Origin of the sequence: Microbacterium luticellae (assembly GCF_050408645.1) — a bacterium.
Classification (GTDB): domain Bacteria; phylum Actinomycetota; class Actinomycetes; order Actinomycetales; family Microbacteriaceae; genus Microbacterium.
Window position 1 is genome coordinate 1 of the sequence record NZ_JBNTKE010000007.1, and the last position, 17098, is coordinate 17098.

At 62.1% G+C, this 17098-nt stretch carries 10 protein-coding genes; all 10 read right to left on the bottom strand.

Annotation, left to right across the window (positions count from 1 at the left end):
- Nucleotides 1–631 precede the first annotated feature (631 nt).
- Genes ACQUSW_RS13140 through ACQUSW_RS13185 form a run of 10 tightly spaced genes read right to left on the bottom strand, consistent with a single transcriptional unit; the run spans nucleotide 632 to nucleotide 17064 of the window.
- A complete protein-coding gene (locus ACQUSW_RS13140; RefSeq protein WP_428932766.1) occupies nucleotides 632–5158 on the bottom strand; it encodes a type VII secretion EssC family protein in 4527 nt (1508 codons plus the stop codon).
- Nucleotides 5159–5198: 40 nt separating this feature from the next.
- The gene (locus tag ACQUSW_RS13145) at nucleotides 5199–6593 is read right to left on the bottom strand and encodes an RDD family protein (RefSeq protein ID WP_428932767.1); all 1395 of its coding nucleotides are present in this window, start codon (nucleotides 6591–6593) and stop codon (nucleotides 5199–5201) included.
- On the bottom strand, nucleotides 6590–7357 hold the full coding sequence (locus tag ACQUSW_RS13150; RefSeq protein WP_428932768.1) for a hypothetical protein: 768 nt from the start codon (nucleotides 7355–7357) through the stop codon (nucleotides 6590–6592). Before ACQUSW_RS13150 ends, ACQUSW_RS13145 begins: the two co-directional genes overlap by 4 nt.
- Nucleotides 7354–9102 carry a serine/threonine-protein kinase gene (locus ACQUSW_RS13155; RefSeq protein ID WP_428932769.1) on the bottom strand — a complete coding sequence of 583 codons (1749 nt, stop codon included), beginning with the start codon at nucleotides 9100–9102 and terminating at the stop codon, nucleotides 7354–7356. The genes ACQUSW_RS13150 and ACQUSW_RS13155 overlap by 4 nt, the downstream gene beginning before the upstream one ends.
- On the bottom strand, nucleotides 9099–10235 hold the full coding sequence (locus ACQUSW_RS13160; RefSeq protein ID WP_428932770.1) for an FHA domain-containing protein: 1137 nt from the start codon (nucleotides 10233–10235) through the stop codon (nucleotides 9099–9101). The genes ACQUSW_RS13155 and ACQUSW_RS13160 overlap by 4 nt, the downstream gene beginning before the upstream one ends.
- Nucleotides 10232–11050, bottom strand: a complete 819-nt coding sequence (locus ACQUSW_RS13165) for a PP2C family protein-serine/threonine phosphatase (protein ID WP_428932771.1) — start codon at nucleotides 11048–11050, stop codon at nucleotides 10232–10234. The genes ACQUSW_RS13160 and ACQUSW_RS13165 overlap by 4 nt, the downstream gene beginning before the upstream one ends.
- On the bottom strand, nucleotides 11047–12402 hold the full coding sequence (locus tag ACQUSW_RS13170) for an RDD family protein (RefSeq protein WP_428932772.1): 1356 nt from the start codon (nucleotides 12400–12402) through the stop codon (nucleotides 11047–11049). The genes ACQUSW_RS13165 and ACQUSW_RS13170 overlap by 4 nt, the downstream gene beginning before the upstream one ends.
- Nucleotides 12399–14801: a transglutaminase-like domain-containing protein gene (locus ACQUSW_RS13175; RefSeq protein WP_428932773.1), complete on the bottom strand. Its 2403-nt coding sequence runs from the start codon at nucleotides 14799–14801 to the stop codon at nucleotides 12399–12401. The genes ACQUSW_RS13170 and ACQUSW_RS13175 overlap by 4 nt, the downstream gene beginning before the upstream one ends.
- Nucleotides 14798–16090: a DUF58 domain-containing protein gene (locus tag ACQUSW_RS13180; RefSeq protein ID WP_428932774.1), complete on the bottom strand. Its 1293-nt coding sequence runs from the start codon at nucleotides 16088–16090 to the stop codon at nucleotides 14798–14800. Before ACQUSW_RS13180 ends, ACQUSW_RS13175 begins: the two co-directional genes overlap by 4 nt.
- Nucleotides 16090–17064, bottom strand: coding sequence for an AAA family ATPase (locus ACQUSW_RS13185; RefSeq protein WP_428932775.1), 975 nt, complete (start codon nucleotides 17062–17064; stop codon nucleotides 16090–16092). Before ACQUSW_RS13185 ends, ACQUSW_RS13180 begins: the two co-directional genes overlap by 1 nt.
- Nucleotides 17065–17098 lie beyond the last annotated feature (34 nt).

Sequence of the window (17098 nt, forward strand, 5' to 3'; positions counted from 1 at the left end):
CTGCGACAACGACGATGCGACCTGCTCCATCGCACCATATGATGCACCAAAATCAGCCATCGTGCACACCTCCGAAAATCTTACGAACCGGACCACCCCGGCCCGACAACAACCAAACTACGAAACAACCCGCGGGGAGTCGATGGGGAGAAATACCCATCAGCCCCTTCGATGACGACAGCCCTGCCCGTCAGCAGCATCCGGCCCATCGCTAGCATCCGGCAACACCCCTCACCGCACGAACCCCAGCCCGACCTTGCTTTCTCCCCCACCACTTGACCGAAAACAGGAGAATTGCCGAAAGAAGGCCAAAATCCCAGAAATCATGCATTTTTCGGCAATTCTCCTGTTCTCGGCAACACCAAACCCCACACCCCCGGATGCCGCAGGCCAGCCCGGCCCATCGCTAGCATCCGGCAACACCCCTCACCGCACTAACCCCAGCCCGCCCCTGCTTTCTCCCCAACCACTTGACCGAAACCAGGAGAATTGCCGAAAGGAGGCCAAAATCCGAGAAATCATGCGCCATCCGGCAATTTTCCTGTTCTCGGCAACCCAGGGCAGGCAGATGAGGGATGGCTCAGGCAGACGAGGGATAGAGCGGGACACCGACCCGTGAACACGGGTACTGCTACGGTAGCGGCACCTCGCTCAGGGTGGGCGCTTCGATGTGTGGGATTTGCACGGTGAGCGGGCGTCCGTTCTGCACGAAGATTCCACGACCTTCGGGGAAGTCGCTGCGTTTGACCTTGGGGAACGGCACTTTGAAGACCGAGTCGCCGTCGAAGGCGTCGGGTTTCAAAATAATGCCCTTGCGGCCGGCTTTGAAGTCGCCGATGAATCCGAACCCGCTGGTGACCTGTGTTACGTCGGCGTCACCGACGAGCAGGTGGTCGCTGCGGTTGATGGCTTGGAAGAGGGCTTTCATTTCGCGTTCAGCGGGTCCGTCGGCAAACTGTGGCACATCTTCGACGATGATGGCGATGCGCGCGGTGATTTCTTCGTCACCGACGAGCTCGACCAGTTCTTTCGCGAGTTCTTTCGCGTCGTCGGGTGTGACGGCGCTGCGGGTCCAGTCGGCCCACTCTTTCAGTTGGGCGCGGCGGCCACCGAAGTGGAAGAGTTTGATCGAGGGGTCGAGGCGGCGCATGGCGACCACCATGGCTTTCAGTGTCGTGGTCTTGCCTGAGAGGGGCGGGCCAGCAACAACAAATGTGCCGAGGGGGTCGAAGTCGCGCGCCGCGAGGGTGTCTTCGGCAACCCCCAGAACCGGAAAATCTCCCACGCGGTCGGGTAGCGAAGCGACAAAAAGCTGGGTGGGTAGTGCACCGATCTCGTCGACTTCGCGTGCTCCTGCTTGTCGAAGGGTTGCTGCGTGCTGTTCGAGGAGCTTCGTCTGTTCGGCCACGTTCGGGGTTCCTCCGAGTGTGGCGATTTGGGTTTCGAAGCCGTCAACAATGGCGCGGCCGGGTGCCGATGTTTCGTCGAGCACGTCTTTCGGGGCGTTGAGCATGGCGTAGCCGCCCTCGTCAGAGAGTCGCAAGACGACGCGGCGTGACACGTTCGCGCTGACGGCGGTGGGGACGGAGCCCGAGCGGTCGGCGGTCGCGATCACGTGTACGCCGAGTGGCCGCCCCTCGCCGAGAATGCGCATGAAGGTTTGGTAGAACGGCATGCGCGCGGTGGTTGATTCCCATTCGGTGCGGAACTGGCCGAAACCGTCGATGAGAAAGAGGATGCGTGATTCATCGTTGCCGGTGAGCTCACGGTATTCGGTGAGGTTTGCTGCGTTCGCGGCACTAAAACGTTTCCCACGGTCGTCGAGCACTTTCGCCAGTGAGCGCAAGACACGCTGCACGCGCTCAGCATCGTCACCGGCAATTATCGACCCCACGTGCGGCAGCATTTCGAGGCTCTTGAGCGCGCCCGAACCGAAGTCGATGCCGTACACTTCAACGTTTGTTTCGGCCGAGTATCCGGCAGCGATCGCGAGGGTGCGCAGCACGGTCGATTTACCCGAGCCGCTTGTGCCATAGACAAGCAGTGAACCGTCTTTATCGGGCAAAAAGTATGCAGGTTCTTGTAGCTGCCGCTCGGGTACGTCTTGTTTTCCGAGCAGAATCTGGCTGTCCCCCGGCATGGGTAGTTCGCGCATATCGACGGCGCGTTCAAGGTCATCGAGCCACGGGCGGCGTGGGCGGGGAATGCCTGCGTCGTCCGCAGCTTTTACGAGTGTGGCAACAATACGTTTTTGGTCGTTCGGGCCGAGGTCTTCATCATGCGAGTCGGATTCGGGTTCTTGTTCGGCTTCCCACAGCTGGGTGGAACCAAAACGCAGTTCGGCGACTTTCACCTCGGCCGCCTGGGGTTCGTCGGTTGACCAGCCACCGGCATATGCCGACTGAAACGGTATGAGGCGCCCGGGTCCGGTTTTGGCGATTCCGCGGCCCGGGATGGAGGGCGGGAATGTTGCTGCGATGGGGTCGTCGACAACGTCTTTCGAGTCGGATTCATCGGCCATGCGCAGCGCCACCCGCAGGTTGGTGTTGGCGCGGAGGTTGTCTTTGATCACGCCGGCGGGGCGCTGCGTGGCCATGATCAGGTGGATTCCCAACGAGCGGCCTCGCTGAGCAATGTCGACGACACCGTCAACAAACTCGGGCACTTCACCGGCGAGCGCAGCAAACTCGTCGATAACGAGTACGAGCGCGGGTGGTGTTTCTGGGTCGCGGCGTTTTTCTAGCTCGAGCAGGTCTTTTGCTTTTTTGCGGTTGAAGAGGTGCTCGCGGTAGTGCAGTTCTGCCCGCAGGCTGGTGAGTGCTCGGCGTACAAGGTGCGGGCTGAGGTCGGTGACCAGGCCCACCGTGTGGGGCAGGTCGACACAGTCGGCGAAGGCCGAACCGCCCTTGTAGTCGACGAAAAGAAAGGTGACGCGGTCGGGGCTGTGTGCGGCCGCCATTCCCAGTACCCAGGCCTGGAGGAATTCGCTCTTTCCGGCACCGGTTGTTCCGCCCACCAGCGCGTGCGGCCCCTGTGTGCGCAGGTCGAGGGTCATGGCGTCGGTTTGCGACTGCCCAATAATGGCTCGCAGGTTGCCGGCTTTTTTCAGGCGCGAAGCGGGTGCCCCCGAGCGGTCGATGATGGTGTTGTTTTGTCGCCATCGGTCAATGACGGCACCCGAGTCGGAGGCAATTTCGGCGCCGACGAGTGACAAGAACATGACTGAGTTGGGGATATCTGAGGAGTCTTCGATGACGGTGCTCGAGTCGACGACGGGTGCGAGTCGTTTAGCAAACATGGTCATATAGGCGTTCGAGACGCCTTCCACGCGTACTTCGGTGTATTCGCGGCCTGTGCGTACGACGCCGACGCGCGCTGCGTCGAGGCCGTCGCTGACGTCGAGAAATGTGCGGCATACGGCGGGTAGTGCTTCGACGACGGGGGCAACAAACAGTCCGTAGACGCCTACGTCGGCTCCGCGTTCGAGTATCTGCGTCAGCCGCGCTCGGTCGACGGGTGCGTCGTGTGTGATTATGACAACGATCGCGGCCTGGCCCGGAAACGAGGCTTCTTCGGCGGCTCGCTTGACGTCGGTTCCGTATCGCATCGGGTCCCAGTCGTCGCCGTAGGGTAGGCGAGGTGACCCGGATGCTTGTGCCCGGCGCAGTACGATTTCTTCCAGTCCGCTGAGGAGGGCGTTTCCGGTTGATGCCGAGTCGGCCAGCGGCATTTCTTTGAAGGGGTTGCGTTCGCTGGAGGTGTGGGGCAGCCAGGTGAGCCAGTCGAGTTCTTCTGCCCAGTCGGGGTCGGTGAGCGCGACGGTGACGAGTTCGTTCGAGGAATGCATTCCGAACAGCTGCACGGCAAGGCCTCGCAGTGCGTCTCCGGCCAGTGACGTGGGTCCGGCAACGCCCAGCGACCCAACGCTCTGCAACGATTCGAGCACGGGAACGTCGTCGATCATCCGGTAACGCTCTTGCAAACGTTCGGCACGTTGAATGTATTCGGGAAGTACTTCGTTGGGGTTGGTCAGCTTGATGGTGGTGCGCGAAAAATCGGTGCAGGTGCCCAGGCGCAGGGCCAGAAAGTTCCAGTGTTCGGGGCGTCTGGTCCACAGCATGGGCCCGAGCCGCATGGCTTCGTCGAAGACGACCGCGACGGCAGGAACTTCGTTCTGTCGCACTTCTCTTTCGATGGGGACCAGTTCGTACAGTCGTTCTTCGAGTTTCTCGTATGCTTCTTCGAAAGCTGCGGCTTCTCGTTTGAGTTTTTGCCCGATGTTTGTTTTTTGTGAGATGAAGTTTCCGAACATCATCATGGGCGAGGCAAACACCATCAGCAGCGACAGCACACGGCCGGTGATCGACCACACCGTGACACCCATGAGCACGGGGGCAACGATCATGGGCCACGGAAAGAGCCGTGTTTGCTGGTCTCGAGGATAGGGCGGTTCGGGCAGGTCTTCGCCGACGAAGCGCTCTTCTACCCGTGGGCTGCGGTTAAACAGCAGCGCACCGCCACGTTCAAGCACCGGGTCGTCGTGTGCGGCCGAGCCGTCGTAATCGGCGACCATATGAACGACCAGCTCGGTATCGCCGAGCGTAAAAGGCTGCCCGGGTATCACGCGCAGGCGCTGCACCAGGCCACCGTCGACCACGATTCCGTTGGCCGAGTTGAGGTCGACGACCTCAACGAATCCGGGCCCAATTTCGATGCGCGCGTGCCGTTTAGAGACCAGCGGGTCGGCAACGGCAATATCGTTTGCTGGGTCGCGCCCGATCATGAAGTGTCCGCGGGGGAGCGAAAATTCTTGGCCGGATGCTGGCCCTGACAGCACCGTCACGAGCACAGCCGGTTGCGTGGTCGAGGTGGGGGCTGACGTACGGCCGGGCCCGAGGTTGACCACTTCGGCGAGAAAACCCGATCCAATGGGCGCGTCGCCGACAATAAGGTCGGGATTGAGAACCTCTCGACGGTCGCTTGTGGGCGGCGCGACGGAGAGCGTCAGTGTGTCGTGCGGTGATGCCGCGATGCTGCGCAGCGGGTCGGCCTGTTGAATTTGTGCTGCCACGTCGCCGATGGTGGCGGTGGAGTCGGTCATGACCACAATGTTGGTGAGCGGCGCGTGGGGTCGGCGCAGAGTGAGTTTGACTCTCATCGCAGCATGTCTCCTGTGCGGTTAGGGCTGACGGTGGGGTTCATAGGCTCTCGACTCGAAAAGAACGGTCACCAAAGCGCACCGTATCACCCGCGCGAAGGGCTTCCGGATGCCCCGGCGAAAGCCGCAGCTCATTACCTTCGCGCAGTACTCCCGAGCCGTTGGTCGAACCGCGGTCAACGGCGAGCAGTCCGCGACGGGTAGGCATAACCGCAATGTGTGTTTTCGATACGCTGCGACTTTCGTCAATAATCGCGAGCAGTTGCACATCACCTTCGCCGTGTGCGGCCGCGGGAGCGCGACCAATAAGCACCGTCGTGCGCACCTCGCAGCGCTCACCCGTGTCGAACACGATGACGGCGCGTGCTGCCGGTTGCGCGGGCGTCGATGCGGCACCGGCCGGGGCCGCAGCCTCTGCAACCGCAGGAGCGGCCGGGGCGACAGCAGCAGGGCCAGCGGGTGCAGCCGGGCCAGCGGGCACAGCAGGGCGAGCGGGCACAGCAGGGCGAGCGGGCACAGCCGGCGTCGTCGAGGGAACGCCCGTAATAAGACCGGATGTCGCGGGTGCGGGCGCTGCGCTGGCCGCGGCATCCGGCACCCTTCCAGCCATCTCGTGACCGGGTGCAGCAGATTCGGTAGACGCCGAAGACGAACCAGAAGCCGCACCCGAAGACGAAGGCGACGACGAACGGAATGCGCCCAGCACACCGCCGGAAAACCGACCGGATGGCACGTATTCTGCCGGCGCGTTCGGGTCGAGCGGTGTGGCCAGCGACGGCAGCGGAGTTTTTTCTTCGTGCAACACTGCCGTGACCTGTTTACGGGCGATGCGCATGCGCTTGGAGTTATAGGGGTCAAGTCCACGACGCGCATCGACCAGCCAGGTGGCCGCCGCCATATCGAGCCAGCCGCGTCCGCGCCGTTCACTGTCGAACAGCGGCGACAGCACGATCACAAACAGCGGACCAAAAAACGGCACAATAAACGAGGCGTACGCCAACACGTAACGCACGAAAGCGCCCCGCCAAAACCGAGGTTTCTCGAGTGTTCGAACGTTAACGGTGCGGATTCCAAAAATGGCTTTGCCGAGGGTGACCCCTTTTCGGCCGTGCAAAACAAGCTGCACGATCGTGAAAACCGTGATCAGCAGCTGCGAGGCCGCGACCGCGACGATGATCCAGATCCAATCCGACCGCTGAAAGAAGTTGCGCATCGCGAATGTGCCGTCACTGATCGAGAGCACAAGCGGCACAAGCACAAGGGTTGCGGGCAGAACAAGGATGACCGCGAGCACGATTTCTATGAGCGTCGCGAGCATGCGCATGCTGTATCGGGCGGGCACAAGACCCAGTGATCGCGCGTATTCCGGGTCGGCACGACCGTTTTCATCGACGCCCTCGATCGGTTTCGGGCCGTCATCAATCTCCCAGATCACTCTGCATCGCCCTCGGCAGCCTCGTCATGGGCCTGATCGAGCAGAACCAGGTCGTCTTTTGTGACGAGACGGGTCGAGATAGCGTGCTCAACCAGGCGGGCACGGCGGTTGGTGGCAAAAGAACGTGCGCCACCGCGCATTCCTGGCACTCCGATGCGGTCGAATTTGTCGCACACGTTGTCGAGTTTGCGGTTGAAGCGCGTGACCGTCCACCCCAGTCGCTCGGCGGCAACCGCCGACGAAGGAATCATGGTCATGCCGGTGCCATCGCGCAGCAGAAATGGTTCGGCCAGCGCAAGCACGAGCAGCTTTTGGCTCAGCGTCATGGGCACATCGCCAATGGTCGAGTCTCCCTCACCCACGTCGAGGCGTCGCGATGGCGGAAAAGTGGGTCGGCTGGCATGCACAACGAGCTCGTACGTGGTGGGGCCTGCCGTAAAAACGACGGTGGTACGTTCAAACACGAGCGGGAGCCGTGCACCTGGCGACAACCAGGCCTGCACGCCACCGGCCGCGTCGGTCACCGTTGCGGTCAAACGCGAGCCGACGTTAGCAAGCCACCACAGACCCTCGGAGTGCACGATCTCTAAGAACCGGCGATGCAAGAAAAGGTTGTCGTCGATTGCCAGGTCGCCTTCACGGCCCACTAAGAATGATTGCCCTGGTGTGACCGTGAGGTATTCCCCCGCGAATTCGACCGTCACACGGTTGTCACTCACACCGGTGCCCGCCGGCGGTTTTTGAATGCTCTCGGGCGTCGTCATGATGCACACTCCCTGACCGGGTCAGAACTGCGACCATCTGCTCGTCGCAGAATAACCTCAATGCACGTGGGTCCGCCGTTGCTCGTGCTCACCGATACGGTCGGTTCGTCGCTGCGAGCGGTCGAGCCATTACCGTCAAGGTCGACGAGGTACCACAGGTAGCTGTCGCCGTCTTCGGGGTTCGGATTCTCCCACGTGAAAACAACCGTGTCGCCCTCGATCGTGTGGGCAAGTTCGGTCACAGTCGGCACGCCAGAAACAATCACGTCTTGCGGGCGCGGCACCTCAACAGCGTCTTCTCGAGCTTCTGGGACGGCCGAGTTCAACTGGTTCACCGCAAAAATAGCGCCCACCGTAATCAGGGCGGCTCCGGCAATAGCCAGGGCTCCCCACAGCAGCATGCGTCGTTTTTTGCTTGGCTCCGGCCGGGGCGCACCGTGCTCAACGCCCCCGGCTGCGGCTACATCACCAGCATCCGGCACTCTCCCGACACCCGGAGTTGCCGCGGAGGCATGCGTCGGTGCCGCCGTGCTGTGCACAACCGTCGGTGCCCGCATCACGGTCGCATCGTCGACAGCAGGTGCGGGGCGCTGCGGCGCACGCACCTGGGTGTCGGCCACCGCATCTGCACTCGACGGTGTCGATATCGAAGGTGTAGATATCGACGGCGCCGATACCGCAGGCTGAGTTGCGGAACCCGCAGCGGGGCTAGCGGCAGCAGGCGTGACAGCGTCAAACCGCGGAGCGGTGGGCGCCGGATGCTGCATTTGCCGCGTCGCCGCAGAAGGCCTAGTGCTGCCCGATTCTGGGTCAATATGCGCGATGTTGCGCACGCGAGTGAGACCATCATCCGGGTCATCCGGTTCGGTCTCGTGAACGTAATCATCGACCACGTCAACCGATGTCACCGAGTGCGAAAGCTCAATCTGAATCTTCTGCAACGCTCGAGCAAAAGCCACGGCACTCGGATACCGCTCTTCTGGCTTCTTTGCCATGGCCTGTTCGAGCACGCGCTGCAAACTTGCCGGCGCATCGGCTCTACTGATCGGGGCGAGAGGACTGCGCTCAATTCTTTCAATAAGATCAACGCTCGTATTGCGCTCGCCGGGTCGCTCAAACGGTGACCGCCCCGTCAACAGCGTGTACACCGTCGCCGCCAGCGCATACACGTCGGAGCGGGGGCCACTCGAGGGTGGGTCGGCGAAGGATTCCGGTGGCGACCACGGGATCGACATACCCGTGGCATCCGAAACCGCCCCCGTCGTCGATGCAATGCCGAAGTCTGTCAGCGCAGGCCGATTGTATTCGGTCACCAAAATATTGGCGGGCTTGATGTCGCGATGCAAAACCCCGGCACGGTGCGCTGTTTCTACCGCACCGGCCACCTGAATGCCTACGCGCAGGGCCTCGGCAACATTGAACGGTTCGTTGCGTGCGCGCACCTGCAGGTTCGGTCGCGGACAGTATTCCATCACGAGGTACGGGCGGCCGTCGGCAGCGACTCCGGCATGGTAGATCGTGACGATCGCTGGGTGGGTCGACAGCATCGCCATCACATTGGCTTCTTCTGTGAACTCCTGTGCGGCGGCACTCGCCAAGCGATCGGCGAGCAGCACCTTGACGGCCACTTTGCGCCGCGGCATGTGCTGTTCGTACAAAAAAACGTCGGCGAAACCACCGGTCCCCAACAGCTCTAGATAGGTGAAACCGTCAAGTTCGGGGGGTGGCGAGGGCGGTCTGCTCACGGCAGCTCCTCAAACGTCACCGTGATCCCATCGCCCAGGTCGATCACATCACCACTGACCACCACAGTGTGCTCTCCCGGATGCAGCCGAACAGGGTCGGCACTGCCGCGCAGCAGCGTCGAACCATTTGTGGTGTGCAGGTCGACAGCGATACACGCGCCCGGCTCGAGCCGCACTTCGAGGTGGCTGCGAGAAATATCGTGCTGCGGACTGTCGACAGCAATCAAATGCGGCATGCTCTCGCTGCTAGCGCGAGTCGCACGAGGCCTGCGCCCAATAATGACCGTCTGATCAAGAGCAACCACCTGCCCCGTTGACAGCCGAATGCGTGGCCCCGAAACAGCGTCGGGTGCCGGGTCAGAACCCGAGTCTTCGCGCACCGCACGAAGTTGGGCGAGCGAAATAGTGGCGCCGTCGTGATCTCCCTCGGCCACGACACTATCGCTCCACGGCGAATCAACACTCGGTGCCAGTGTCGCTGCACTGACAAGAGTGTGTTCGGTGGCACTGGGATGCTCGCCAGACTCCGGATGCTGCTCGACGACGCTGGTCTGGTCAACGACACTGGGCTGGTCAACGACACTGGGCTGCTCGACGGCTTCAGGCTGCTCGACGACATCCGGTTGTTCTCCGACAACGGGCTGCTCGCTGTCAGCGGCATCCGGCTCGAGCTCTGCAGATTCCCCCTCGGCCTCTACCATGGCGAACACAACCCGCGCTGCCCCCACAACGCCCCCGACTACGGGAAGAAGGCGTGCTGGTCCGGCATCATCGAGCAGTAGCTCTGCTGCTTCTGCCCGCGGTACGAAGCGTTCGCTCCACGTGGTTACTTCAGCGCCAGTAAAGGTGAGTTCTCCCTCTGCCGAACGTATCCGCACCGACACCCGACCGCGCACAGCAACACGAGCATCGGCACCTTCACGTGTCACGGCAGCAAAGGCCGGCACTGCCGAGAGCACGCCCCCGGCATGCGCCGTCAGCGCGTCAACGATCGTACCCATCGTGGCCTGCTCGCGCACGAGCGCCCATAGCGTATCGACCAGCTCTGGCGCGGCATCCGGGGGCACAGCAATCGTGCCGGTCGGGGCCACCAGTGCCCACCAGGCACCCGCTTCGTATCCGTGCTGCGTCATGGTCGTCCTCCGATCGCCTCAGCGCGTGGTCGTGTTTGAATATCGAGGCCATCGCTGTCAAAGCTCACGATGTCTCCTCGTCGGCTACTGACTCGTAGCGCATCGATCACGATGGCCGTGATGTTGTCGCGCCCACCCTGCTGTAAAGCGCAGTCAATCAGCTGATCGGCGGCACTTTGCGGGTCGCGGTTGTCGCGCAGAACTTCGGCGATAATGGCATCCGGTACCTCGGAGGTGAGTCCATCGGAGCACACCAAAATCCTGTCGGCTGCGGCTGCGGGAATCATCCAATAGTCGGTTTCTCCGCTGCTACCGGCCCCCAACGCGCGGGTAATAATATTGCGTCGGTGGTCGCGTTGCGCATCGCTGCTGCGCAACTGACCGGCGTCGATCAGTTCTTGCACAACCGAGTGGTCAACCGTGATCTGTTCCAGCTCACCGCCCGCCCAACGATACGTGCGCGAATCGCCAATATTCACGGTCAACCAGTAGCCATTGCCGTCAACGGCCGCAATTGCCACACCACTGAGCGTTGTGCCCGCCCGGCCACTCCCCTGCTCCGATAGCGCATTAATACGTGCACGGGCTCGACCTATCGCCGCACGAACATCGTCTACCCCAATGGATGCTCGCTCAACCAGCGGACGCAGCTCGTCGATCACTGCCGAGCTGGCACGGTCTCCAGCCTCATGGCCACCCATGCCGTCTGCCACCATAAACACCGGCGATGCCGCCAAAAACGAGTCTTCGTTCAGCGCTCGTCGTAATCCGGCGTGCGTGGCCATGCCGGTCTCCACAGCAATGGGCGATGTCATGCCCACCCTCCGACCGTTACTATGCGCTCGCCAATCTCAATAGCGTCTCCTAAGCGCACGCGAACACGTTCTCCGGGTGGGCAAGCAATCCGCACACCATCGCGCACAATCGTCATGCCATTGGTTGAATTACGATCTTTTACCCAGCCACCCGTTGCTTCTCCTTCGGCCTCGAAGTGCGTTTTCGACAGCGAAAGAGTCTCGTCGCGCACGGCCACACTGACCGCGCCGGGTTCGCTCACCGGGTTGCGCCCAAAAATGGTCAGCCGCGACACTGACACGCGCGTGCCGTCGTCCCACAAAAACAGCAGCCTGTGGCCGGGAACGCTAATCCGTGTGCTTTCCAGGTCGTCGTCATCGCTTGCATCCGTGGGTGCCGGCGTGACAACAGCGGGTTCCGAAACTGCGGCAGGTTCTGACTGCGCAGTGGCCGGGCCGGCGGGGGTACCACCAGCAGAATCCGGATGCTGCGCAGCCTGCTCCGGCCCGGTCATGGGCGCAGGCATGCTGGCCTGCTGCACAGGTTCTGCACGAGCAAAGCCGGGCACAATCGTGATGATCTCGGCTTCATCTGAGATTGGCGCTGGGTCGGGGGTTGCCTCGGGAGCGTGTGCTGGCTCGGGTGTGGCTGCGGGTGCCGGAGGAACATCGGGCGTCGGTGCCGGCGTGTGTGTGAGGGCGGCCTCCTGCGGCTGCGCGTGCTGCGGCCCTGAATAGGCGGGCGGAGGTGCGGCAAAGGGTGCCGGAGTCGGTGCTGCAGCGGCAAACGGGGCAACAGGCGGTACGGGAATCGGCGGGGGCGTCATCGGGGGCGCGATTCCGGGCGCAGCCGACGGCGCGACAACCGTAGCATCCGGTACAGCCGTCTTTGGTTTTGCCCGCACCGCCGTAACCATGAGGGCGTGAACGGCCTTATCGTGCCACCCCTGCGACCGTCCCGATCCGTCAAAGAGCGGGGTAAAGTAGCCGACCACAATGGCTGCGGCGAGACCAAAAATGATGTTTCGCAGCAAAGCTCGCCCAAAACCTATCCGGCCGCCGGTGTCGGCGTGCACCAGGCGAATACCCAGCAGACGCATTCCCACCGAACCTGCGCCACCCTGCATCGCGGTCATCACCAGGGTCCAGGTGATGCTCACCAGACCGGCGACGGCCCACGTCACCATCATCGACACAAGAAAACCAATAGCGTCGCTCTCAGAGAGATAGCGTGAAGAGGCATCCGCGGCAGTCACAGCTGTTCCTATAAACAGTGTCACCAGCACCAACACGCCACCGATGGCCGCATCGATCAGATAGGCACCGGCGCGGCGACCCAGCGATGCGACCTCGGGCTGATCAGAGCTGCTCATCGTGACTCCGGTTCTTTCGTGTTTGCATCGTGCTTTGCTCGCGCCGTCGCGGCCACACGAATATTCTTCCACCCTCGCGACACGGCAGAGTCAGCGGTCAACGAGCGCAAACTCAACCGCGCCCGCAGGCGGCCACCCAACGTCGTCGACTGGGCAAAACCATTGACCACATCATCGGCCTGTGCCCAGTATTCGTCAATCTGCTCGGGCGAAGGGTCGGAGGGGCCAAAGACATCGGCGTCTGCGCGCTGCGCCAACACCGCTATTTTCTGGCCCATCGTTTCTTCAGCAAAAGACTCCGTCACCGTGACAGCTTCTTCTGTGCGCGTCGCCCCCTGCGAGAACCGCACACCGTAGTCGGTCGCGCGATCGGTGATTTCATCCCAGGCGCCGCTAATGCGATCCGCACTCCGCTCAGCCAAACGGCGTTTTCTGCGCCGCGCTGCCTTCCACGCGCCAATAATAATGAACGGTGAAAGCAGCAGGGCGATAAGCGCCATCAGGCTGATCGCCACCACCAGAATGAGACCGAGATAGGCAAAGGGGTTCTCGGTTTCGTCTTCACTCTCTCGCTCATCGGGCAGAGTGGGCGGCAAGTCAACCGGTTCCTGCGGGGGTGGTGGGGGCTGCAGCACCTGCGGTTTCGGGTCAGCCTTCGGCTTTGTTGTCTGGTCGTTGGGCAGCTTGTCTTCCGAAGGTGTGGGGTTAAACTCCACCCACCCGAAACCGGCAAAGTTCACTTCAACCCAGGCGTGAACATCGTCACCACGAATCGTGAGCGGGTCAGACATCTCTCGGTCATCATCGGGATAGAACCCCATGACAACGCGGGCAGGAATACCCACTTCACGGGCGAGAAGAGCCATCGTCACGGCATACTGCTCGTCGTCACCGATCATTTGATCGCCGCCCAGCAGAGTCAGAATGCGTTCCGCGCCATGACCGGCCCGCGAAATCACTTCGCCCTCCAGCCCATGACTAAAAAAGCCACCCTCTGCGAGGTACGTTTCGAGTGCGCGAACCTGCTCGATCGGCGTTTTCGCGTCGGCGACTGTCTCGGACGCCAACCGTGCAATGTCATCGGGCACGCCCTCTTGTTTCGGCATCCGGATGTTGCCAAATTCTGCTTCGGCAAGCTTTTCATCCGACGGTACGTCCGGAACAACCGCTGCGACCCGGTACGTATCACCCTTGCTCAACCCTGCTGTTGTCACCGGCATACCGGTCACATCGTTAAAGAATGCCTCGCGTCGCAGGGTTTCGGCGCGCTCACCATCGAAGGTGATCTGCGAAGGCAAACCGACGTGCGGCATCCACACACCGGCATAGTCGTCAACAACAATGTCAACGCTCACCTCACGACCCTCAGCCCCGTCGTTGAGCGTCGAACGCAGGGGCGTAAATGCTCCCGATGTTCCCAGACCACCCGCGGCGACGTTGTAGACAACGCCGTTATAGCCGTCCATAACGCCCAGGCGAATGCGGGTGTCATCGGGCAGCCCCGAGATCGTGAAGAGCGTATCTTCGCGATGGTCTTTCAAGTAGCCGCGAAAACTCTGCAGCGGGCTCGCATATTCGCGCACAACGAACGGGGGAATAACGGTGTCACGCAGCACGTGCCGTGCCTGGTCGGGTTCGGCCCAGGCTCCCGCCGCTGCCCCCGCACCCCCGGCGATCACAAGCACGACCCCTGCGGTGACCATACGGCGCATCCGCATGCGTGTGGCACGCAGCGGATCACCGGCATCAGCCGACACAGCGGCGTTGTCGGGGTTCCAGAGTCGCCGCAGCGCTGGCCAAGCAACCGCTACAACCGCGATCAGCACCCCCTGTACGACCGGCATCCACGGTTGCGGCGACCCCATAGCAATAACCATGCACAACAACGCGACAACAGGAATCAGCGCCCACTCCGCACGGCGCAACCGCAGCGATAAAGAACCAGCGATGACCGCGGCAACAAGCGCCAGCATGAAGGGAACCAAGAATTGTCCGTCGGCGCCCGACAGCGGCGTCACCGTGGTCAGCATCTGCTTCCACGCCACAACGGGAGCCAGGGCCAGGGCCGTCAACGACTGCAGCGTCGGAATAAAGCCCCACAGAGCCAGCGCCGGAACAGCCAGCGCCGAACCCATCACAAAATAGGCACCCACCGTGAGCCCCGTGACGACCAGAATCGACCAGCGCCGCCACGCCGATACGGCAGCTATCGCAAGGCCTACGGCTGTTCCGCCCACCGTTGGCAACAAAAACGACGGGCCCGAAAAGCTGGTCCAAAAACCGGCCAAGACGGTCATGAGCACAACGAACAGTGCCGTCAGATCAACCGCAAGACGCCGTGTCGGTAGCATCCGGATGCCGGCGCCCTCGCCTCTCACCCCTGTCGTAGCCACCATCATGCCAACACCTTCGCCAGTGCCAGCGGTAGGTCTTCGAGAACGCCCACGGTCACCACATCGGCGTCAGCGATCTGCCGAAGCGCAGGGGCCGCCGCCTCATGCGCGGCCAGCACGAGAACACGAGACCCCTGCGGCATGCGTGCGCAGGCCTGACGCAGCTGTTCGGCTGAGACCTCGGCGCCGCACACCAGCACAACGACGCTGGAAGGCGGAAGCTGTGCAGCGATACTGTGCGCGAGGGCCGTCAGTCCACCGGTTCGAGCCGGAGCATAATCGATGGCTGCGAGCGCGTCCAGCAGTCGTTTACCGTGCGCTGCCTCCACCGTGTGGCCGGGAAAACGTAGCTGCACATGACCAGAGTCGTGCACGGCCCGCAACCCAATGGAGCCTGCCAGTGACACGGCGAGTTCAAACTCTTCTTCTGAGCCATATTCGCGGCGGCTCGTCGACAAACCAATAACAAAGTGAGAGCGCCGCGTCTCTTCATACTGGCGAACCATAAGGGTGCCCGTACGGGCGGTGGAACGCCAGTGCACCCGCCGCAGGTCATCGCCTGGTTGATACTCGTTGAGGGTATGGAACGACACATCATCACGCGAGAGGTCGGTGGCCGGAAGCCCCTCGAGGTCACGCACAAAACCCAGCGACTGGCCAGGAAAACGCACGGTGCGCGGATGCACGAACAGGTCTACGGGCTCTTCCCGCCGGTGCGCCCGCTCAAACAGACCGAAGGGGTCGCCGCGCACAATGCTCACGGGCCCCACCTGCACAACGCCCCGCCTATGCGTAGGGATGGCAAACAGCTCTTCGCTGGTCTCGCCGGGCGCCAGCCGCGACACCGCAAACTCACCACGACCAGATCCCACCGGCATCACGATACGGGAAGGCAAAATGGCGCGCTCGCCGTCGTTTATGAGCGTCAATGCCCCCATCGCGCGTTCACCCACCACAACGCGGGTGCGAGCAAGGTCAAGAACGATGTTGTACGTGGTGCGACCGATGAGAAAGAGAGCAGACACTGCCAGCACGATGGCAACCACCAGTGCAACAACAATCAGCTCCCACCACCCCCACAGCATGCCCAGCACCCACAGCACGATACTCAGGCCACAAAGTATCCAGGCCGCGGCTCGAAAGACAGCAAAGATCGCGCGCAGACGCTGCATCACGCGCTCGCCAATAACAGCGAGCACGTCGCGCCATCCTGCGGTAGGGGCAGCAGAGGCAGGAGAAGTTGCCGGATGCTGCGCTACCGAAGCAGATGGCTCACGCAGAGCCTGTGTTGCCATCAAGCCGCATCCGCCCGGGCCTGTGGAGCTGCGACAGAATCAACAACGCGAGCCATCACAGTCTCGGCGGTGGTTCCCGAGAACTCTGCTTCCGGGTCAAGCAGGAGGCGATGCGTCCACACTGCTGCGGCCAGAGCCTTAATGTCATCGGGAATCACATAGTGGCGCCCGTGGGCCGCGGCCCACACCTTGGCAATGCGCACCATGGCTAGCGCCCCGCGCACCGAGACACCCAGGTGAATGGCCGGGTCGTGACGGCTGGCCTCGGCAAGCTCTGCCACATACTGCAGCACCGCCGGCTCTACGTGCACGGTGGCGGCCAGATCGGCCATGTCTGCTACAGCGCTCGTGGTAATCACAGCCGAGAGTTGGGCCGAAGGGTTTCTTACCGCTGCCCCCGCCAAAATACGGGCAGTCACCTCGCGGTCGGGGTAACCGATCGACGTCTTGATGAGAAAGCGGTCGAGCTGCGCCTCGGGCAGCTTGTACGTACCGGCCTGCTCAACAGGGTTTTGTGTGGCGATAACCAGGAATGGTCGCCCTGTTTCGTGAGCAACACCGTCGATGGTCACGCGCGACTCTTCCATCACCTCAAGCATCGCCGACTGGGTCTTGGGCGATGCCCGGTTAATTTCATCGGCCAGCACGATCGAGGCAAAAACTGGTCCCTTATGAAAATTAAACGTCTGTGTCTTCTGGTCATAGATCGTCACACCCGTGACATCGGAGGGCAGCAGGTCGGGCGTGAACTGAATACGGCTGCTTGTTCCCTGCACACTGGCGGCCAGAGCCTTAGCAAGACTCGTTTTTCCGGTACCCGGTGCGTCTTCGAGCAGCACGTGCCCTTCAGCCAGCATGGCGGCAAGTACCAGGCTCACCACATCGGTCTTGCCCTGCAAAGCAATATCGACGTTGCTGACAAGACGGTGGAACGTGCCCTGGTACCAGGTCGCCTGTTCGGGGGTCATGCTCATTGTTGTTTTCCATTCACAGTCGTGACGACAAGAC